Raw genomic sequence first — 19,266 nt, forward strand, 5'->3', positions numbered from 1 at the left:
GCCTCCTACCAGGTGCGGGACTACACCGCCTGGTATCGGCACATCACCCTGGCAATGCTCGCCCACGCCTATCTGAGTGCCACCCGCGCCAGCGCGGAAAAGGGGGGTCTGCAGCCGCAACCGAGCAGCTCATCGCGCTGACCGTGCCCGAGCTCCGCCGCCTGCTCAACACCCTCATCCATACACCGCGGCCCGACCTCGACCACACCGCCGACTGGTCCTGGTGGCGCCGACGACGCCAGGCCCAGGCCCGCGCCGCCCACTACCGAGCCCGCGGACAGGCACCGCCATAACTGCCGTTGCAGTACTAGCCGTGCACCCGGCGTACTGGCCGCAGTCGGTCCACAGTTCTCCGCCGCCTAACGGCTCGGCATCCGGCATCGGGTCGCCGCTGCGGGCGGTCAGCATGATGAGCACGTCCAGCTGCGGACTGGCGGTCGCCCCCTGTGAGCTCCAGGTTCCCCAGCAGCCGATCGACGGGTTGTTCCCCGTGCCCAGGTCGACCCCGGCGACCTGCCCGAGCGCGTTGGTCAAGTCGGGGGTCAGGCCCCCGGCCCACGTTCCCCAGGGCGGCAGGGTGACCGCGGCGGGCGCGGTCCGCTCGACGCTTGCGGCGTCGAGCAGCGGACAGGTCGCGAAGTCCAGCCCCTGCCCGGCAGCGGCGCGTTCGCCGATGGTCTCGAGCAGCTGCTGCGCCGGCCCGGTGTCGAACCGCTCATCGTCGGTGTCGTCGCCGGCGCCGGCGGACGCGCCACAGCCGGTCAGCACCACCCCAGCGGCGGCCGCGGCGACCATGGACCGCTGCGCGCCGCGGCGGAGGTTTCGGCCCGACCCGAAGCGCTGGGAGAACACGGCCAGCAGTGTGCGGAACGGACGTCGCCGACCGGCGGATGACGGCCTCACCGGCGTGACGGGCGGGGTAGAAGTCGCCCGCCGGGCCGCCGGGGGTGGCTGCAGGGGCCGGCATAGCCCGGCGGATGGGGCGCTGGCGCCCTACCGGTCCAAACCGGCGGGACGTGAGCCGTCGCGGACGGGCGGCCGCGGTCTTCGGTCAGTCGCTCTTGAGCTGGTCGGCCGGCAACCAGGCCTCGACCAGGACGGGGCCGTAGCTGCCCGGCAGGGTGTAGGCGACGCGCCCGTGCCACCCGTCCTCCTGCTGGCGCCACTCCACCAGCAGGCCGGGCCAGATGCCCGGCGCCTCGGGTGGATCGCGCACCCAGCAGTGTCGGCTGTGGCCGTCACCAGCCGTCCGAGGGTGGTCCTTCGCGCCGGCGGTCGGCCGAGGTGACAGCTGCCCCGACGGCCGCACCCCCGGAGGACGCGGCCCGGTCTGCGAGCGACTCGCCCCGCCTGCCCCGGGACATGCCGCCGGCCACCCCGCATGCTTCCACGACATCGAACGCGTGTTCGCATGCTGGCGCTGCCGCAGCCGAGCTTGTTCAGCCGACCGCGCCGAGCACCTCGCACCGGATCGGTACTGGCGCGGCGCCGCAGCGCACGCCCGGTCAGCGGAGAGCTGCCACGGAAAGCGCCTGCGCCTGTCGGACCTCCTCGGCAAGATCGCCGGCATGCTGACCGATCCCGCCGAGCGCGTCGACCTATCGATGGTCTGCACCCGCGGTGACCGCGCTGCCGCTGGTGAGGCGCTGCACCAACAGGTCGCCGGCTTCGCGTGGCAGGACGACGACCCCGGTGGTCTGCAGTCCCAGACCTGGTACGACCAGGCACGGGCCGGCGACCCGGCCGCCGAGGCACGACTGCTCGTCTACAACCGGGACGACGTCCGCGCGATGCAGCACCTTCGCGCCTGGCTCACGGCGGATGCAACAACAGTTGGGGACGTGTGATCTGCAGATGGCCGTCAAGCAGCGGCTGGTCGCTGGCGCCCGCCGGTGCATGGGTGAGCTCGAGATCGGCCACTGCGATCGGAGCGGAACCTAGTGGGTCAGCTCGCATCCCCACACGCTGGTTCTACGGGCTACTGCTGAAGCTGCAGCGTGCCCTCATCATCCCCAACTCGGAGCTGCAGCCCCGCACACGTCCCGGAGGCGAGTACCACCGTCGCAGGTCCGTGCTCTTTGAAGTCCGCCCCCGAAATGACGTAGGCGGTCAGGTCGCCGCCTTGGCCGCATCTGGCTGGCAGCCCCCGGTACGCCGCGCCGTCGGGGTCCAACCGGAGAATGACCGCGGGGGCGGGCTGTAGAGCTGCCGGGACGGGTTCGTCCTCGTCCGTGGGGTCGGCTGGCAGGATGTAGGCGTAGAGCGCAGCGCCCAGGAGCGTCAAGAAGGCGGCCCATACAAGCCGCCTGCGGGCGCGGAGGAATGCAGCGCGGACGAGAGTGACCCCGTAGCTGTCGACCACTATGCTGCGGTGGAACAGGTAGACGTTTCGAGCGGCCATCGTCTTGGCGAGCTCAGCGCCGCAGGTGCCGGCGTCGTTGAGCGCCCCCCCTTCCTGCGTCGCGGCGTCGTCGAGCTTCCTGTTGAGGTCAGCAATCCGGGTGCTGACGTGACAGAGCCTTCCCGCGTTCCTAACGTCCAGCGGCGTCGCAGCCTTGAGCTCTATAAACTCGGCCCGCAGCGCCTTAAGTTGGTCAGCTAACACGGCGCGGTGGTCAACCGCGGTCTGCAGTCTGACCGCTCCGGCCTGAGTTCTTTTCAGTCCGTCTAGGCGCTCGTTGTCCAGTTCATTAAGCTTCATGAGGCCATTGACGCTGGTGATGTCTGGTCCAAGGTGGGAGGACTTTTCCGACCCGCAGAGGGCCTCCTTCAGCTGTTTCACCTCCCTTGTGCGGATGGCATCGCGGACGGGTGGCCCTGGCGGGGCTGGGTCTCGGCAGCCAGCTCGCCAAGGCTGGCCCTGACGGGCGTCATCGTCGAGGCGACCGCGCTTACGGCGAGGACGACCCCGAGTCCGACGAAGAACAACCCCAGCCAGACCAATGCGTGCGACAAGAGCGCGGTGTCGGGCAGCCGGGTGACGTTAAAGAAGGGCAGGGTGCCGAAGATGATGAGCGCGACTGCCGATAAGGCGGCGACGATCCAACGGGCGGTCTTCCGGTAGGCCGCCACGGCGGCGTGCGCGCCGGCGATGTTGGCACTTGAGGCAGCGGTGGCGGTGTCAGTCGATTCGCTCTTGCCGGTCAGAGCCGCTAGCAGCGCGATCAGGTTTTTGACCTTGTTCACTGCGGCCGTCGCGGTGTCCGCAGCATCAGCCATAGTTCCCCCGTTGCGCGTCGGCGGCCCGAACAATGGCGAAGCGTAGGGACGCAATGGGATGTTCAACAGGGAGAACGTCCCCGTCCGGAGCTTGAGCGGCTTGCGCCCGGGCTGCCACGAAGCATGACCTTGGCGATCGCGCCAGGACTCGACAGCGAGCCGGTCTCACGGTCCGCAGTGCCGGCATCTCGCAGGGTGATCCGTCTCCGTGCAACGTAGACCTCGTGAGCGGCGCGGTCGACGAGCGCACCACCGGACGCCCCGCGGCGAGGGCGTTCTCCACGACTGGCGTCCCCTGCGTTCCTGTGGCTCCGTGGACGAGCACCCTGGACCTTGACATCCCGCTCCGCCGATGTGACCTAGACCACACGGTACTGCCGTACGGGCCCTCTCGAGGAGTCCTCCGCACGGCTTCCGCGCGAACGCTGGTGCTGTCGAGGGCGACCGTGATCAGCTCAGCCGTCGGACTCACTGAGCCGGTGGTGACGGTTGGGGTGCAGCCGCACACGCCGGTTAAGGATCCACCTCACCGCCACGCCTTCAGCTATGCGCGCTCGGACTGCGTATCCCACCCGATTCCAATCGGACTTCGACGCGCGGACGCCTCCGGTGCTCGGCTGCGGACGAGTCGCGGCGCCATCGCGCCCCAGCACCGTGCCGGCCCGAGTCATGGTGTCCGGATGAACGCCACCATCTCATCCCAGTACGGGGGCAGTTCGTCATACACCGAGCCGAGGACCGGATCCTGACGAGCGCGGGTGACCCACACGGTCCTCGCGCTGCGTTGGATCGCTAGCGCGATCACCTGCCGCATCGTTGGAGCGTCTGGGCAGTCGTTAATGGTGTGCACCCGCCGAGCGCTGTGACCGAAGACGCGCACGCCCGGCTGCCAGCCCCACAGGGCGGTCCACCACGCCGGCGGAGGAAGCAGGTTTTGCGTGTCACAGAAGTCCAGGGCGCCGTATCGATTGAGGTAGGCGTCCACCCCCTCCTCCCACAACTGCAAGAAGTCGGGGTCGAGCTGACGCATCCATGGGTCGGAGACCCCGGCAGCGTCGGTGGCGTCGTCGGGCCATTGAGGGGCTAAGGGATAGACGCGCAGACCCAAGCTGCGGATGTGTTGGGCGTATCCGCGGTAGCTGGCGGCCACGGCCGGACTGCAGGACACCGGCCCCTCGTCCAGGTAAATGCCTGTCAGCCGTGACCCGAGGTTGGCCTGCCACTGGGTGACCTCAGCCGCGACCTCGGCGAGGGGACGTGTGCCGTTCGTGACCGGCACATAGCCGTAGAGCTGCTGCCCGGCTGCTCGGCAGGCGTCCAAGGCGGCGGTCCACTGCCCGTAGGTCGTCCAGTCCGGGCGCAGGCCGCGGACGCTGCCCTCCACCACAACGACGCGGACGGCGGAACCGGCCTCGGCGATCCGGGCCCATTGGTCGAACAGCCACGCGCGAGTCATCTCCCGGCCGGTCGAATCCACGCGACCAGGGCGCTCCACCATGAATGCGGCGACGGCCAGTGCCGGCGTGCCGAGGACCAAACGACTCATCAGCCGAGCCAGCCACTCCGGAGGGCGGACGACTGGGTTCCTGAGCCTCGCGATGCGCGGAAGAGGACTGGGCATGGGCACGGCCTCCTCCCCAAAGGTGACCGGCTCAGTGTCGAACCGACCCCACAGCCACTGTCAAGCGGTTGGTCAGCCGCAAGTGCGGTCGGACGACAGGGCGCCACGGATGGTGGCTGGTCGCGCCCGGTGGCCGGCTGGACCAGGCCGGCCCGCGCCATCGACGCACGGTGAAGGGCGAATCGCCGGAGGCTAACGAGTGTGACCGCATCGGGAGGTCGCGCACGGATGCCGTGACGTGCGTCGGTGCACGGTGGGGAGGCCGCTCGCCGCGCCTTTCCCGTGCAGGTCGTGGAGACCACTGACGAATCGAACGCAGTGCCCATCGAGCTGCCCGTCGGCAAGCCGGAGAAGCATGTTCTCGACGCGTTGGAGAGCTGGCTGACCGATGTCGGTCGGCGCCTATACGCCGTTATCGGGCGGCTAGACGACTCCCGATGAGGGCGAGCCCGACGACGCGGACCCGGAGGACAACCCGGTGTGACGCCCCTGGCGAGGGCTTGCCGGGCTGGCGGTAGCCATACCAAGGCGCGCCCGGCTGCGGCGACCCGCTGCCTGCTCGACGTCGCCCTGCCCGATCTAATCGGGCGGCTGCTTGAGAAGCACGGGGTCCCGACGTCGCTGCTACGCCCCGGAGGTCACAGGAGAGCGCCGTCACGGGCGACGCGACCCGGTGCCTATTGGTGCTCCAGCGGCCGCACGTCGGGATGCTATCGATCGACGACTTCAGGACCGGCTCCAGTTCGATGGCCTACTTGCGCCCGGCCTAGTGCAAGGGATTATCGTCAGTGACGAAAGCTGACCACTAACCCAGGGATGTTGACTAAGGGTTCGCTAGTCGCTCGGATGCACTTACAAACCTGCCGCAGTTGATCCGGTGTGCCCATGCGCGCAAAAGAAAGCCGGGTCACTCACCCCATCGTCTCTGGGCCACCTTGAGCGTCAAGGCTGCCTTGTGGAGGGCAGGATGTGTGGTCGCAGGCCTTAACTCGGACGGCCTACCGGTCCCGTCCTGTCAGACCGTGCCGTTACCTTCCTAGTGCTCGGGGGCGAGCGGCTCCAGCCCCCCTGGCCTGTCGGCGCCTCTGTGGCCGGGGGCGCCGATGGTAGGGGAGTCACGCCGAACCGACTCCCCATGGGCGGCCGCCGTGGAGCGCCTGCCTGGCTGGTGCTCGGGGCGCTCAAGACCTCGGGCACCAGCCGCCGTCGCATCGGGCCTTGACGCAGCGCCGACGGCTCGTCTGGAGGATGCCCCGCCTACGCGCACACGGGATGCGCCAGGGAGGAAAAGTCGGTGGCTGGACCTAGCGTCGGGCTCCTTGACCCGCTCCGGTGTTACCCGGAAGCCAGCAGAGGAGCGTGCGGCGGAGTGTCCCGGGACCGGCAGGCGGTAGCCAGCATGCTGGCCATGGCTGGTCGGTTCGACAGTGATGACCGTCAGGTCAGCGTCCGCAGGCTGTCTCGGCCGTTCAGCGACGGCCGCCAATACATGGCCCGGTGTCGGACCTGCGGCGACAAGCCTTATGTGCCCGATCTACCGCTGTCCTCGAGGAGCAACCTTGCAGGCCGGCCTGGCTGTCTGCTCCGTCACCAGCACGAGGCCCTGCGCTATCTGGACCTGCACGACCACGGCGCGAGCGCGCTGCTGCTCGACGGCCTTCTGCAGCCCTACCGCGATCCGACCTCGCAGTCGTCGGTCCGGCTGGGGGATGTGCCGCCTCAGGTGGCGGCGCAAGCGCTCGCGTTGATGCCTGTTGAGGACGTGTCGGCGCGGCTGAACTTCGGTCAGCCGCCGATGACGTGGCTGGTCGAGCAGGCCAAGGACCTCAGTGGCTGCCTCGTGGGCGCGCTGCGGCGTGCGTTCGTGCGTTTCGACGGCATCCGGGTGCCGGCCGGCAACGCAGGCGCGCTGCTCGAGCGGGCAGCGGCGTGGGGTGTGACGGACAACGTCTCGGCAGCATTGGACGTCGCATCCGCGCAGGCATGGACCTCGTGGACCGTGCAACAGCCACGCTGGACGGCGCCAGCGGGTGCGCTGCGGGAGGCGGACCTACCGGCGGGAGTGGCAGTGGTCGGCCTGTGGTGGTCCTGACCAGGGGAGACGGTTCAATCTCTGCTGGGAGCCCGCAGGGGCCCTGGCCTACGGCCCTGGTTGGCGCCTCCGCAACATCACCGTCCGCGGGCGTCGTGGCCATGAGGACCGAGACGTCGCCATGGTGAACCTCGCCGGGGACTGCAACCTCTAGGGGAGGTCGACGAGCAGGGCGCCTTGGAGCGGTCGGCGTCACCCTCGAGTCGACCGCTTACCGCGCCGGCAGCCCCGCTCGCGGCGGCACGAGCGGGGCTGCCCGGCCTGCCCTCAGAGCGAGCCGTTCCAGAAGGTGCCGCCTGCCGCGCGGGTGATCCTCGCCTTGCCCGATCCCAGCAACATGACAATCGGACTGCAGCGGGACCGCCAGCGCAGCAGCGAGACGTGCAACTTGAGGGCAGCGGCGTAGGGCAGCACGACCACCACCTCGATCGGGTCGTCACCGTCTCCTTCGCACTGCTCCGCTGCGCGGTGCTCCAAGGTGAGGCGGAGCCGGAAGCGGTCGGGTGCTCGGCGTTCTACCTCGAGGGTGGGGCTCACCCAGGTGCCGATGCCCGCCACGAGGACGGTGCCGTGCGGCCGGATCCGTGCGGACACCGTGATCGGGTGGCCGTGGGGGCCGTAGCGCTTCTCCGAGAGTGCGGCGATCACCGTCTCGACGGCGCTCATCGGCAGGTGCAAGGTCGTCTGAAGCCGGTGGCCGGCACAGCGGTCCTCGCAGCCCAGGCCGCTGCGGCACCGGACCTGTCCCGACAGCGTCATCAGTACATGACTCCTGGCGGGATCGAGGTCAATGCTGACGTCGACCAGGTTCTTCTTCTTGTCTCGAGTCGCAGTTACTGCTGCGTGGGTGTTGGACACGTCGGTGGTATCGGCGGATCACCCAGATGAGTGAACAAAACTGCGGAAGATTTGCTCTGCACATCTGTCTCAGCCGATCTGCTGCAACCACCGGCGAGTCAGGCGGCATGCTTTCGATCTGCTTCTCGCCCTGTCGGGGGAGTGGGGCCACGCAGGCGGAGGGCGGTTCGACACGACGCAGCGACCCTCACCGACAACCAATCTATGTGCACATGACGGATGTCCCGGTGCAGACGCGCAGCGGCGGGCTCCGTCGAATCGTCCCGCTTGCGGACGAATCGCTACCGGGCATGGTCAGCCGGTAAACCGGCGTCCCGGACGGCGCATTCGACCGCTGCATGACGCCTCATAGCCTCTCGCCGTTCGGCGCCGGCGAGACCGGTGGCGGCCAGGCTGTCGGCAAGAACATGGCGCGGAATGCGCCCGCATCGGGCAGGGGACCGGGGTCAATCCGAGGCAGGCTCCGGTCGGACGGGGACGACCGTTCCGGAGCGACGACTTCGCACGAGGAGCCGTACTCCTCGCCCGTAGCCATCCGCTGCACGTGGCGCACGCTGTGAACGGTGAGCGATTGGTCCTTCACCTCCGCCGCTTGATCGATGCTCCCGTGCCGTCGACGGCACGTTGATACGACACGAGTACGGGCACCGCGGTCATCCCGTGGCCAAGCGAGACCGACCGCGGACACCTCGCTGAGGACGCCGTCACCCGGTTAGGCGCGTGAGCGGGCATCGCTGCGCAGATGTGGGATCTATCAGCGGGCCGGCGACCGAGTTCGCCCGTCCAAGCATCACAGACGACCTGTCGGACTCGTGTCCGACCATTTCTGCCGTGAGCAAGAAACGCACCTGCTGCGCCTACGATCCGGCGACTCCGGGTGTGCGCAGACGGTACTTGCCTCAAGCGACGGCCGACCCACTAGACCGTGCCAGAGGCCGAGTGGTCGTACACCTCCCCTGGCGCGGAACGCGGTCCGCGGACGACCGCTACGTCCCGTCGACGACTCGGCATGCTTGCGATCGTCGTGCAGCACACCCCGTTTTGCCGGGCCACCGCGGGCCGCGCTTTCGCTATTGGACGGGCTATTGGACGGGTGGACGACCTGTCGGACCAAGCAGACATCCTCACCCAGCCGCCGGACAACGACCACAACCAGCCAACGCCGCCATGGATGCCCAACCCGCCGAAGCGAACCTGGACGGATGACCTGTCGGACTAGTGCAAGACACTGCTTCAGGAACGCACAGAAGAGAAAGCGGCACGAACTCCGGCGGCTATGCGAACGCCGCGGATAGCGCGCTCTCTGCCATGTCCCAACGAGAGGAGAAAACGTGAACGCCCGGACGAACACCACAACCGTCACCCATCAGACCCAAACTCACAGGCTCATCCGCGCCCCGCCGCGGCGGCGCTATCCGGCCAGTTCCTCGTCCTCATCACCGAGCGGCCGCAGAAGACCACGAAAGCCGCTCGACCCCCCTGCAAGCGACAACTCATAGGAGACACCGTGAACGGCACCCCCAACCCCGACCAGCCCCTGTACCGCGCCGACGCCGCACGCCTGGTGCGCGCCCGCCAGCACGGCACCTGCGCCCTCCCCGGCTGCCACGAGCCCCTCCCGCAGCAGGACCGGTGGGCCACCGACCCGCAGGGCCGCCTCGCAGGACTGGTCTGCTACGGGCACTCCCTCGCCAGGAAGACCGACCCCCGCTGGCGCAACCTGTGGGACAACCCGACCACCGGTGGCCTGACCATCCTCCCCGCCGGCGCGCACCGCTGGCGCGGTCCCTGGGCCAAGGGCGCAGCCGACCTCACCGCGGACCTGACCACAGACCCCACCTACGACCCGCCGCGCACCTGGTCCTACGCCGGCACCCCGGTCGAGGTGCTCCTGGAGTTGCAGCACCGCCGCTGCGCCATCTGCCTGCACCCGCTTACCTTCCGCACCGACGCCGACGGATCCGCTGGCGGCGTGCACGTCGACCACTTCGACATCTGGAACCCCTCAGCGGCGGCCTGGGTCCCCACGATCCGCGGCATCCTCTGTCCGTCCTGCAACACCAACCTGCAGCGCAAGGTCCTCGACGAGCACTGGTGGCAGCCGGTGCTCGACCGCCGCCAGGCCTACCTGGCCAGCCCGCCCGCGCAGTGCTGGGCGGTCACCCGCGGACTGATCTACGGCCGGAGCCGGACCGGGACCGGACGCGGCACCTTCACCCCAGCCGCGATCGCCTCGGTGACCGCGAAGTTGCTCCAGATCGCCGGCAACGACCCGGCCAAGCAGAAGGTGGCCCTCGACCGTCGCTGGTTCGACTGGTACTACGCTGGCACCTGGGTGCACGCACTGCTCGTCGAGCAGGCTGGACGCTGCGCCATCAGCGGCAAGACCCTCCAGCCGCCGCAGCGCCGCAACACCCGCAAGACCACCAACGCAGCGACCCTCGACCACGCCGGCCCCGACCGCCGGCGCGGCACCGTCCGCGGACTCATCACACCGGCCTGGAACGCCCGGCTCCGCGAGGACACCGACATCCAGGCCCTGCCCCCGGAGGCCCAGGTCTACCTCAGCAACCCGCCCGCGCAGCGGTCGTGCTCCGCCCGGAACCTGTGCTACTCCCAGGCCAGCACCGCATGGCTGCTGCCCGGCGTGCGCCCTCTGCCGACCGGATGGACCACTGCGCAGGTGGCCGCCGCCGTCGCCGCCGGTCGCGCGGTCACCGCGCGGTGGAGGAGCGACCTCTGGCAGGTCGACCGTGAGTGTCAGCCGACGACCTGCCGGCTCCGCAAGCCCACTACCAAGCGGAGGTCGACGTCCCGCCGCCGGCGCCCTCAGCCCCCGCGCGGCGCGGCACCCGGATCGACCGACTGAGGCAGCCCACGTCTCACGGACCGACCCCGATCGCTGTAGGACCCAAGGGCCTCGCCTGACCACCGTCAGGCGAGGCCCTTGGCCGTTGAACCCCGGTGAGGGCCGGGTCATCGAGGTCGTCGCTGGCCAGCAGGGCCAACACCGCGCTCCCACCTACGATCCTGGGCCACCGCACGAAGCGCCCCGTCCTTCCGACAACAGCCGCTTCCGCCCAAGGCTCCACCGTCGCCCACTCCAGATCACAAGTCACTGACTGCCCTGGTCCCCGGCGGTCCCTACCCCTCCTCCGGGCCTGTACCAGGCACGCCGACGCGGCGACACGCGAGCCACCCATCAGCGCAGGCCTTGACCGCCTCGAGGAGCGCGGCATCGGTCGCCGAGATGCGCACCTGCCTGAGCCTGCGACCCGCCGCCCGATCGAAGATCGCTTGAACAGCCGACTTGCTCAAGCCCAGCAACGACCCGATCGCCTCGTAGTTCAATCCGACCTCCCGCAAGCGACCCAAGGCGCTCAATCGCACTTGAGCGACCCGGCTGGAAGTTGTGGGCACGCATCGGATCCGCTCCTCATGATCCACAAAAGTGACAGTGGGCTGGTGCGGATTGACAAGTAGCGTCAACAACTGGCTCAGGCGTGCGGCCGCGCCGTCCTCCTCGCGCTGGACGACCTCCAACGCCTGGCTCATCAGCGCAAGAAGCGCCTCTGCAGCCGCAGTCTCCGCTGCAGTGTGGAAGCGCAGGAAGAGTTCAGGTCTGGGCTCACGCGACCGCGGCACGGCGACGTCCTCCTCAAGCAGTGGCCGCCACCCTGCGCGAATGCAGTCTGTGTACTCGATGGTCGGCTCCGGACTTGAGGTGTCGGCGCCGCCGCACACAGTCTGTATGCCCGCCCTTCGCCAACCACGCCCGCAGCCCGACAGAAGCCCTGCATCCGTCGCTTCATTGCAGGACAGCGCCCAAAGCGCACCTCCCCGGCAATCCCCTCAACGGGACCGGCCGGTCCACCTCGCGCGGAAGGATCGTGCCGACGGACCCCAGTTCCACCACACCCGAGCCGTTGTATCGCCGCGACCCGCCGTTTGGCCGGCTGGACGTCCGCCTACAACCGGATCCACGCACGGACCTGACGAACGCGGCGCTGGATGGCGCCGTGGCCGCGGTCTCGCTTCGCTCGCCACGCAGCACGAGCGCCGCCCAGCGGCTGGTGGCGTCGCCAGGCGAGGACGCCCATTTCCACCTGCCTGCACGGGCCGGGACCCAGGAAGGCCGGGGCCCAGCCGCCAGCGCTGCGCCCACCGAAGCCCTACCACTGGCGTCCGTCCGTCCGCCTGCGGCGGTGCTGGATGGCGCCGTGGCCGCGGTCTCGCTTCGCTCGCCACGCAGCACGAGCGCCGCCCAGCGGCCGGTAGCGTCATGAACCTGGGTGCAGACCGCCCAGCACGGACGGTCGAGGCGCCGTGGCCGCGGTCTCGCTTCATCCACCCCGCAGCACGAGCGCCGCCCACCGGCCCAACAGCCTTGCGACCGAACGCCGGTCCCACTGCGGTGAAGGCCACCAGGCGCCGCGGCTCAACCTCATCCCACGGCCCCAAGACTCGGCGCCGGACACCCTGGCAAGCGCCCGCCCACCGGCGACCGGCCTCCCAGCACCAGTGCGCATCCACGTCAGGACACGGGGCCACGTCGTCCCACCCGCGGGCCACTTCACCTCGCCGGACGATGACCGACCCGAGACGCACGGCCACCGATCACCCCGCGGTCCGCATCCCCCTCGACCGAGACCTGCGATCGCCCGTCCGAAGGCGGACGTGCCCGCCGTCATCACTCACAAGCAGTCACCATCGACCCGCACACCCGGTCCCACGGAGGCAGCACACCCGAGCAGCACAGGCGGCATTGCCCAGGGAGGGGGAGGGGAGAGGGCGAGGCCGGGGAGCGAAGGAACGCAAGCCAGACCGGGTGTCCCGGTTCCCCGGGCTCCCGGGAGCGCCCCCGGGTCCTCCGCTCCCAGGCCGTGACGCGGCGACCCCGGGGGAGGGGCGAGGTGAGCGAAGCGAACCAGCCCCCACCCCCGGGAAGCGCGCGACCGGCCACCCAGCCACCCACGGACGGCGACCGCCCAGGTGGAGCGCTTCCGGTGGACCGCACGACCGGACAAGCCATCTCACCACAGCGGCGGCTCCACGCCTGCGCCCTGAGATGACCCTCGGGACCCCTGATGCACATCAGGCCCGACCTCGCGTTGACCTGCACATTTCGCCGAACGGGGGCACCAGCGGAGGCGTTGTCAGCCTGCAACGGGCGGTGTGAGGGACTCGCGACCTATTCGGCGCGGGAACTTGTTGCGGCCGCAACGTCCAGTCAACGGGTCCGCGCGTCGATGAGGACGGTGATCGCCCGCCCCGACCCCGGAGAGCCCGCATGCCTGACATGGACGTCGACGAGTCCGTCTTCGCTGTGCCGAGGCTGGACGACGTGCTCCCGCCTCCCTCAGCAGACGACCGCCTTGGGCAGGACCGCCGCAACCCGGGGGCGCTTCCCCTCCCGGGGGCAACAGCGCCCCCCCTCCCTCCTCGCCGTGACCAGTTCACTCCGCAGTCAGCACTGGTAGTCCCGGTCGGTCAGCAGTCCGCGTTGCGCAGGCAGACGACCACAGGGCGGGTGCGACTACAGGCCCGGGACGTCGAGGTCGTCTGCTGGCTGGCTCGGGTCCGGTATGCGACGACTCCCCAGATGATGCGTCGGCTGTGGCCGGCGCAGGCGATGCCCACTCGGCAGGCCGCGGCCCGGCTGCTCGGTCGGCTCAGGACGCTTGGGCTGGTGGAGATGCAGCAGGTGCTGAAGGGGGTGCACGTCTACCAGCCGACCCGGCAGGGATACGAGATGGCTGAGAGCGCGGGGGTCGTCACCAAGTACCTACCGCGGCCATCACCGGGGACACTGGAACACACATTGTCGCTCAACGACCTCCTCATCTCGTGGGAGATGGGGGAGGGTTGGTTGCCGGACGGCTTTCCCCGGCCGGTCACCGTGGTGACCGAGCGCGAGATCACGGCCGCAGACAAGGCGCCGGCGACGAATCAGCCCAGTGGCGTGGGACTTCAGTGGTCCGCCAAAGGAAACCTCAAGGCTTCCGCGCGCGACGAACCGGTCCACGGCTATCTCGACGTCCACGGCAGACGGCGTTATCCGGACGCCCTGATCCTTCCTGTCGGCTGGGAACGCGGCATGTCTGTCCGCGGCGCGATCGCCGTGGAATACGAGCGTTCTGAGAAGGAAGCACCTGATTACCGCGTGCTGATGAGGGGATACCGGCGGGCCACAATCCGTGGCAAATACGCCCATGTCCTCTACATCAGCCCGCGGGACGCTCTGCTCAACAAGGTGGCACAGGCCGCCGAGGACGTGAACGCGCCCCCGGGCATGCTGCAGATCCTGCGGGCGCCAGAGGCGCTGTGGGGTGAGCAACCGCAACGCACCACCCCCGGACAACTCGACCGCGACGGCTCGTGCGCCTCCGTCGTACAGCGGCTGAGTGGACTCCCGAAGGACCATCTGATCGCCTATCTCGTTGCTCGCGGTCTCGCCGACGATGCCCTTGAGGACCTCACCGCGACCTGACGCCCACTCTTCGCACCCAGGATGGCTGCGTTATCACGCTGACGTGCTTTCGCCGCTGTTGACGACGAGCATCGTGCCACGACGATCCGCCGGTCAATCGGTGTTGCATGGCGGAGGAGTCGCCCCACCTATCTGCACGGAATGGAAGCCCCTCGCGCCCAGACTTGTGGGCGTAAGGCGTCCGGGAGGACCCGTCCCCTCCATCTGGGAATGGCGCATCGTCAAGTCGGAAGTTCTCGCACCGTCAGCACTTCGAGGACGTCACGAGCCCACATAGGTCTCGATGTCGCCCACGGTTCGGCCTAAGGCAGTGCGTGTCGTCCGGTGATCCTCTCAGCACTCCAGCCAGCGTGACGCGGATCACTACAGATCATCGAACTATCGCATCGGGCATCCAAGTAATCGACCGATGCAAGAGCGCGTGAAGAAGCCACTCACCTTTCAATCCAGGGATCACATCACGTTGATCCTGCCGCAGGACGCGCCCCTCCTCACTGCTGAGGCTGCTCGCATCCTCCTCGACATCCTGAAGACCTCTGCCCCGGACGCCAGCCCTAAGTGCAGCGATGACCTACAGGAGGCGTCATGACTGCGTCCACCTCGCGGGCCGAGTCCGCGATATCGCTGGGCGGGGACGGCCTGTCCTTCGCCTTCTACGGGCGCTGCTCAACGGAGGACATGCAGGATCCGAGGCTCAGTCGAGACTGGCAACTCCGCCTGGCGGAGCGGACCATCGTCGGTCAGGGAAGCGTCGTCACCGAGTTCTTCGACATCGGACTGAGCCGCTCGCTTCCGTGGCAGCGCCGTCCGCAGGCGAGTCGACTGCTGCAGGAGATGGCAAACCCCGAACGTGCCTTCGATGCCGTCGTCATCGGCGAACCGCAGCGAGCCTTCTTCGGGAACCAGTTCGGCAACACCTGGCCGTTGTTCGAGCACCATGGCGTCGCACTGTGGCTGCCTGAGATGGGGGGAGCCTTCAACCCCCGGTCTGAGGCCCACGACCTCATGATGAACGTCTTCGGCGGCCTCTCCAAAGCCGAACGACAGAGGGTGCGGACGCGAGTGGCGGCGGCGATGGAGGCGGCAACCGTCGAACAGGGACGCTTCTTGGGCGGTCGCCCACCATATGGCCACCGCCTCGTCGCGAACGGGCGTCACCCCAATCCGCACAAGGCCGCGCAGGGACTACGCCTCCACACCCTGGCACTCGACCCGATCGCAGCCGCAGTGGTGACCCGGATCTTCGACCTCTACCTCGACGGCACGGGGCTACGCACCATCGCCTCGAGACTCAACCTCGAAGGCGTGCCCTGCCCCTCAGCGCATGACCCGCTCCGCAACACCCACCGCGCACAGGACGGCTGGCAACCAGCGACCATCCGGGCGATCTTGACCAACCGGCGCTACACCGGCTTCGCGGAATGGGGGAAGGCCGAGAGGGTCGAGCGGTTGCTCGACCCCAACGACGTGGCCGCCGGCAACGTCGTGAAGTTCCGGCGTAGCGATCCCCAGCGCGTCGTCGTGAGTCGGGAGCCGGCTCATCCCGTGATCGTCAGCGCGGAGATCTTCGAGCAGGTCCAGTCGAGGCTGGGGTCCCAGGGCAACGGCTCCGAGCAGCGGCAGCGCAGTCCCCGCACCACAGGTACTCCCTACCTGCTGCGCGGGCGCCTCATCTGCGGCACATGTGGTCGCCGCCTGCAAGGCAACACCAACCACGGCAAGACCTACTACCGGTGCCGGGCGAACGACCAGACGCCGGGCGCCTCGCGCACGGAACACCCCACCACCATCTATCTCCGGGAGTCGGCCCTCGTACCCGCCCTCGACAACTGGATCACCCAACTCTTCACCCCGGAACGACTCGAGGAGTCGGTCGGCGCGCTCCTGTCGGCGGAAGGCCCTTCCTTGGCCGAGGCCTCGCAGTCCAGCGTCCTCACCGCCCGCATCGCGGACGGGGAGGCGAGACTCGACCAGTACAAGGAGGCGCTCGGCGCCGGAGCCGAACCTGCCCTGGTGGTGAAGTGGATCAACGAGGCTCTGCAGGACATCGCGCTCGCCAGGACCGAACTGCAGGAACTGGGCATCGACACCCGCCAGCGACTCACCGCCGACACCATCCGCGCGATGGTCGAGGACGTGGACGTCGTGCGCCACCGCCTGGCCACCGCCGACCCGGAGAAAAAGGCTGCCCTCTACGAGGCCCTCCACCTGCGCCTCGTCTACCGCCACGACCACGCCTCCGTGGAACTGCAGTGACCAGCGACCACGAGCAGCGCAGCAGCAGCGCCTGCTCGCCGACCGCCCGCACGGCTGATGACCGAACGCTCCACGGCCCGCCGACTGGAGCCGGCTCGGACGGGCGACCACCTGTCGGACGTCGACGCGATCATTCCGGTCCCAGACGCCAACAGGAGGTCAGATGAACCGCAGGTCCAACCCCGGAGGGTCGGAGAACCCACAGCAGCGCTTCGCCTTCTACGGCCGCTGCTCCACCGAGGACCTCCAGGATCCCCAGACCAGCCTCGGCTGGCAGCGCCGTGCTGCATCACTCCTGACGGAGCCGCACGGCCTGATCGTCGAGGAGTACTTCGACGTGGGCTACAGCCGGTCGCTGCCCTGGCGGCGCCGCCCGGAAGCGACGCGGCTACTGGAGGCGGTAGCCGACCCTGGCCGCACCTTCGACGCGATCGTCATCGGAGAACCGCAGCGCGCCTTCTACGGCTCCCAGTTCAGCGACACCTTCCCGGTCCTCCAGCACTTCGGTGTCGACTTGTGGGTACCGGACGTCGGCGGCCGCATCGACCCGGACTCCGACGTCCACGAGTTGATGATGACCATCTTCGGCGGCATCTCCAAGGGAGAGCGGCGACGCATCCAGCGGCGAGTCGTCGGCGCCATGGAGGCAGCGACCATCAACCAGGGCCGCTTCCTCGGTGGCCGGCCGCCCTACGGCTACCGGATCGCCAGCGCCGGACCACACCCCAACCCCAGCAAGGCCGCGGACGGCATCATGCTGCACGCCCTCGAGGCCGATCCTGCGACCGGACCCGTGGTGCAGAGGATCTTCGACCTGTACCTGTCCGGCGCCGGCCTCCGCGCGGTGGCAGCCCAACTTAACAGCGACGGCATCCCCTGCCCCTCCGCGCATGACCCCGGCCGCAATACCCACCGGCTGCAGGATGGTTGGCAGCCCTCGGCCGTCCGCGCCATCCTCACCAATCCGAGATACCTCGGACACCAGGTCTGGGGCCGCTGGCACCGGGTCGAGCGACTACTCGACCCCAAGGACGTGGCCGCCGGCACCGTGACCGTCTTCCGCCGCAGCACAGCGGAGCGGGTCGTCACCAGCAACGAGCAGTCCCACGTCCCACTCGTCTCACTCGATGCGTTCACACGCGTCCAGGGACTACTGGACGGCGGCCCCCGGACCGCGTCCGAGCGACCACGAACGGTGCGAGCCGCCAGCAGCCCCTACCAACTCCGAGGACACCTGCACTGCGGCCTCTGCCGACGCCGGATGGCCGGCCACCGCAGGGGCTCGACGCTGTACTACCGGTGCCGCGCCGCGGACCTCATCCCGTCCCGCCAGGCCGGTCACCCCAGCACCGTCTACCTACGCGAAGACACCCTCGTCGAGACCCTGGACCGGTGGCTCGACAGTGTCCTCGGCCCCGACGCCGTGCACGCGACAGTCGAGAACCTCACCGCCAACGGCCACCACGCCACGGCCGACGACAGCCGCCGAACAGCCATCGACGGGCGCATCGCCGAGGCACAACAGCGACTCACCCGCTTCAAGGCAGCTTTGGCACAAGGAGCCGACCCGGCAGTGGTCAGCGCGTGGATCAACGAGGCACAAGCGGACCTCGCCCGCGCTCGAACCGACCTCGGCCTGCTCAACAACGAGATCCCCGCCGAGATGACCGCGACCGACCTGAGCAAGGTCGTCGAGGACATGTCTGCCCTGGTCAGCGGCCTGCCGACGGCCCCACCGGTGGCCAAGGCCGCTCTGTACGGCGGGCTGGCGTTACGCCTGACGTACCACCCGACTAGCGGCGACGTGGACGCTGAGGTGAGCACGGCCAAGGCGTGTGCAAAACGTGGTGTCCGAGGGGGGACTTGAACCCCCACGCCCGATAAAGGGCACTAGCACCTCAAGCTAGCGCGTCTGCCATTCCGCCACCCGGACGAGTGCGCTGCCCAGACTACCCGACACCGATCGCGGCCCGGCACGGGTACCCCGCCGTGTCGGGACGCCGCGCAGGTCACCGCAGCGCTGCGTCCACCCCTGGCCTGCCGCCGTGCCCGGACCCCAGGACCCGCCCGTTGGACCGCCCGCCGCGTCACCGGCACCGCCGCCACGTTGCTCTCTGGGATGATGCGCGCGGTCACCGCCGTCGGCGGGTCCTGCGCCGACGGCGGCCCCCACGTCTCCGCCCAGCCCTGCCTCGACGGCACGGGCGCCGTCATCGGGCTGCCGTTCGTCCTCGTCCCGCTCCTCCTCGGTGGCACGTGGTGGGGAGCGCACACGGCCGGCGCCCCCAACCCGGTGCTGCTGGGCTGGCCGGCGCTCTTCCTCACGCTCGGGTGGCACTTCCTCGTCGACGGCTTCGACCCGCCGCCGGGCGCCGAGGGCATCAGCGTGGGCTACGTCGTCTGCGGCGTCGTCTCCGTGCTCATGGGCGCCGCGCCGCTGCTGCTCCTGCTCGCCGCCTGGCGCCGAGGACGCACGACCCGGGCCGCGCAGGCCGGCCCGCCGCCCGTCGTCACCCCGTACCCGCACCTGCGCGACCGGCCGCCGCCGTCGCGGGAGAGCAGCGAGCCCGACCTCCCCGGCGGGGACGACCCCGGGGCCTCGGTGGCCGGCCGACTGGAGCGGCTGGCCCGCCTGCACGCCTCCGGTGCGCTCGCCGGCGAGGAGTTCCGCGCGGCCGAGGCGGCCACCCTGCGCGAGGGGGCCGGCCGGTGACCCGCCGGGCGTGGTGG

General features: G+C 69.4%; 15 protein-coding genes, 1 tRNA gene and 1 pseudogene. 9 read left to right on the forward strand and 8 right to left on the reverse strand.

The window, feature by feature from the left end; all coding sequences use genetic code 11:
- A pseudogene (locus tag BM414_RS28275) lies at window positions 1-141 on the forward strand (IS701 family transposase); the annotation flags it as partial.
- 33 nt (window positions 142-174) lie between these two features.
- Here the strand turns inward: BM414_RS28275 and BM414_RS29165 are convergent.
- Together BM414_RS29165 and BM414_RS30680 are read right to left on the reverse strand one after the other, a co-directional pair.
- The gene (locus tag BM414_RS29165; protein WP_175551472.1) at window positions 175-852 is read right to left on the reverse strand and encodes a hypothetical protein; all 678 of its coding nucleotides are present in this window, start codon (window positions 850-852) and stop codon (window positions 175-177) included.
- Between the two features lie 199 nt (window positions 853-1,051).
- Window positions 1,052-1,216: a hypothetical protein gene (locus tag BM414_RS30680; protein WP_245784549.1), complete on the reverse strand. Its 165-nt coding sequence runs from the start codon at window positions 1,214-1,216 to the stop codon at window positions 1,052-1,054.
- A 352-nt stretch (window positions 1,217-1,568) separates the two neighbouring features.
- On the opposite strand from BM414_RS30680, the gene BM414_RS07215 reads away from it, so the two are divergent.
- Complete coding sequence (locus tag BM414_RS07215) at window positions 1,569-1,847, forward strand: ribonuclease H-like domain-containing protein (protein WP_093579029.1); 279 nt, start codon at window positions 1,569-1,571, stop codon at window positions 1,845-1,847.
- 131 nt (window positions 1,848-1,978) lie between these two features.
- Here BM414_RS07215 and BM414_RS07220 read toward each other — a convergent pair whose 3' ends face one another.
- The 3 genes from BM414_RS07220 to BM414_RS07230 all read right to left on the reverse strand — a co-directional run bounded on the left by BM414_RS07220 (window position 1,979) and on the right by BM414_RS07230 (window position 4,765).
- Window positions 1,979-2,782, reverse strand: coding sequence for a hypothetical protein (locus BM414_RS07220; protein WP_093578788.1), 804 nt, complete (start codon window positions 2,780-2,782; stop codon window positions 1,979-1,981).
- Window positions 2,779-3,252 (reverse strand): hypothetical protein, encoded by a 474-nt coding sequence (locus BM414_RS07225; RefSeq protein ID WP_139245733.1) that lies wholly within the window; start codon window positions 3,250-3,252, stop codon window positions 2,779-2,781. The genes BM414_RS07220 and BM414_RS07225 overlap by 4 nt, the downstream gene beginning before the upstream one ends.
- A 634-nt stretch (window positions 3,253-3,886) precedes the next feature.
- Complete coding sequence (locus tag BM414_RS07230) at window positions 3,887-4,765, reverse strand: spherulation-specific family 4 protein (RefSeq protein WP_175551473.1); 879 nt, start codon at window positions 4,763-4,765, stop codon at window positions 3,887-3,889.
- Between the two features lie 366 nt (window positions 4,766-5,131).
- Between BM414_RS07230 and BM414_RS29170 the strand changes: the two genes are divergently transcribed.
- Together BM414_RS29170 and BM414_RS07235 are read left to right on the forward strand one after the other, a co-directional pair.
- Complete coding sequence (locus BM414_RS29170) at window positions 5,132-5,281, forward strand: hypothetical protein (RefSeq protein WP_175551474.1); 150 nt, start codon at window positions 5,132-5,134, stop codon at window positions 5,279-5,281.
- A 967-nt stretch (window positions 5,282-6,248) separates the two neighbouring features.
- Window positions 6,249-6,932 carry a hypothetical protein gene (locus tag BM414_RS07235; protein ID WP_139245734.1) on the forward strand — a complete coding sequence of 228 codons (684 nt, stop codon included), beginning with the start codon at window positions 6,249-6,251 and terminating at the stop codon, window positions 6,930-6,932.
- Between the two features lie 267 nt (window positions 6,933-7,199).
- On the opposite strand, the gene BM414_RS29175 is transcribed toward BM414_RS07235, so the two are convergent.
- A complete protein-coding gene (locus tag BM414_RS29175; RefSeq protein WP_093578792.1) occupies window positions 7,200-7,691 on the reverse strand; it encodes a hypothetical protein in 492 nt (163 codons plus the stop codon).
- A 1,606-nt stretch (window positions 7,692-9,297) separates the two neighbouring features.
- Here BM414_RS29175 and BM414_RS07245 point away from each other — a divergent pair.
- Window positions 9,298-10,659: a hypothetical protein gene (locus BM414_RS07245; RefSeq protein ID WP_093578793.1), complete on the forward strand. Its 1,362-nt coding sequence runs from the start codon at window positions 9,298-9,300 to the stop codon at window positions 10,657-10,659.
- A gap of 275 nt (window positions 10,660-10,934) precedes the next feature.
- On the opposite strand, the gene BM414_RS07250 is transcribed toward BM414_RS07245, so the two are convergent.
- Window positions 10,935-11,435 (reverse strand): hypothetical protein, encoded by a 501-nt coding sequence (locus tag BM414_RS07250; protein WP_093578794.1) that lies wholly within the window; start codon window positions 11,433-11,435, stop codon window positions 10,935-10,937.
- A 2,044-nt stretch (window positions 11,436-13,479) separates the two neighbouring features.
- On the opposite strand from BM414_RS07250, the gene BM414_RS07255 reads away from it, so the two are divergent.
- The 3 genes from BM414_RS07255 to BM414_RS07270 all read left to right on the forward strand — a co-directional run bounded on the left by BM414_RS07255 (window position 13,480) and on the right by BM414_RS07270 (window position 18,403).
- Window positions 13,480-14,280, forward strand: coding sequence for a hypothetical protein (locus BM414_RS07255; protein ID WP_139245736.1), 801 nt, complete (start codon window positions 13,480-13,482; stop codon window positions 14,278-14,280).
- Between the two features lie 585 nt (window positions 14,281-14,865).
- Window positions 14,866-16,536 carry a recombinase family protein gene (locus BM414_RS07265; RefSeq protein ID WP_093578797.1) on the forward strand — a complete coding sequence of 557 codons (1,671 nt, stop codon included), beginning with the start codon at window positions 14,866-14,868 and terminating at the stop codon, window positions 16,534-16,536.
- Between the two features lie 163 nt (window positions 16,537-16,699).
- Window positions 16,700-18,403, forward strand: a complete 1,704-nt coding sequence (locus tag BM414_RS07270) for a recombinase family protein (RefSeq protein ID WP_093578798.1) — start codon at window positions 16,700-16,702, stop codon at window positions 18,401-18,403.
- Here BM414_RS07270 and BM414_RS07275 read toward each other — a convergent pair.
- A tRNA-Leu gene (locus BM414_RS07275) sits at window positions 18,382-18,469 on the reverse strand. The genes BM414_RS07270 and BM414_RS07275 overlap by 22 nt on opposite strands.
- A gap of 186 nt (window positions 18,470-18,655) precedes the next feature.
- Here BM414_RS07275 and BM414_RS07280 point away from each other — a divergent pair.
- Window positions 18,656-19,249, forward strand: coding sequence for a hypothetical protein (locus BM414_RS07280; RefSeq protein WP_093578799.1), 594 nt, complete (start codon window positions 18,656-18,658; stop codon window positions 19,247-19,249).
- Window positions 19,250-19,266 lie beyond the last annotated feature (17 nt).

Origin of the sequence: Geodermatophilus amargosae (assembly GCF_900116515.1) — a bacterium.
Classification (GTDB): Bacteria; Actinomycetota; Actinomycetes; order Mycobacteriales; family Geodermatophilaceae; genus Geodermatophilus; species Geodermatophilus amargosae.

Bases quoted from the DNA above. Each gene is read 5' to 3' on its own strand.
- BM414_RS07230 (WP_175551473.1), bottom strand. From the start codon at position 4,765: ATGAGTCGTTTGGTCCTCGGCACGCCGGCACTGGCCGTCGCCGCATTC.
- BM414_RS07265 (WP_093578797.1), top strand. From the start codon at position 14,866: ATGACTGCGTCCACCTCGCGGGCCGAGTCCGCGATATCGCTGGGCGGG.
- BM414_RS29175 (WP_093578792.1), bottom strand. From the start codon at position 7,691: ATGACGCTGTCGGGACAGGTCCGGTGCCGCAGCGGCCTGGGCTGCGAG.
- BM414_RS07235 (WP_139245734.1), top strand. From the start codon at position 6,249: ATGGCTGGTCGGTTCGACAGTGATGACCGTCAGGTCAGCGTCCGCAGG.
- BM414_RS07280 (WP_093578799.1), top strand. From the start codon at position 18,656: ATGATGCGCGCGGTCACCGCCGTCGGCGGGTCCTGCGCCGACGGCGGC.
- BM414_RS07215 (WP_093579029.1), top strand. From the start codon at position 1,569: ATGCTGACCGATCCCGCCGAGCGCGTCGACCTATCGATGGTCTGCACC.
- BM414_RS07270 (WP_093578798.1), top strand. From the start codon at position 16,700: ATGAACCGCAGGTCCAACCCCGGAGGGTCGGAGAACCCACAGCAGCGC.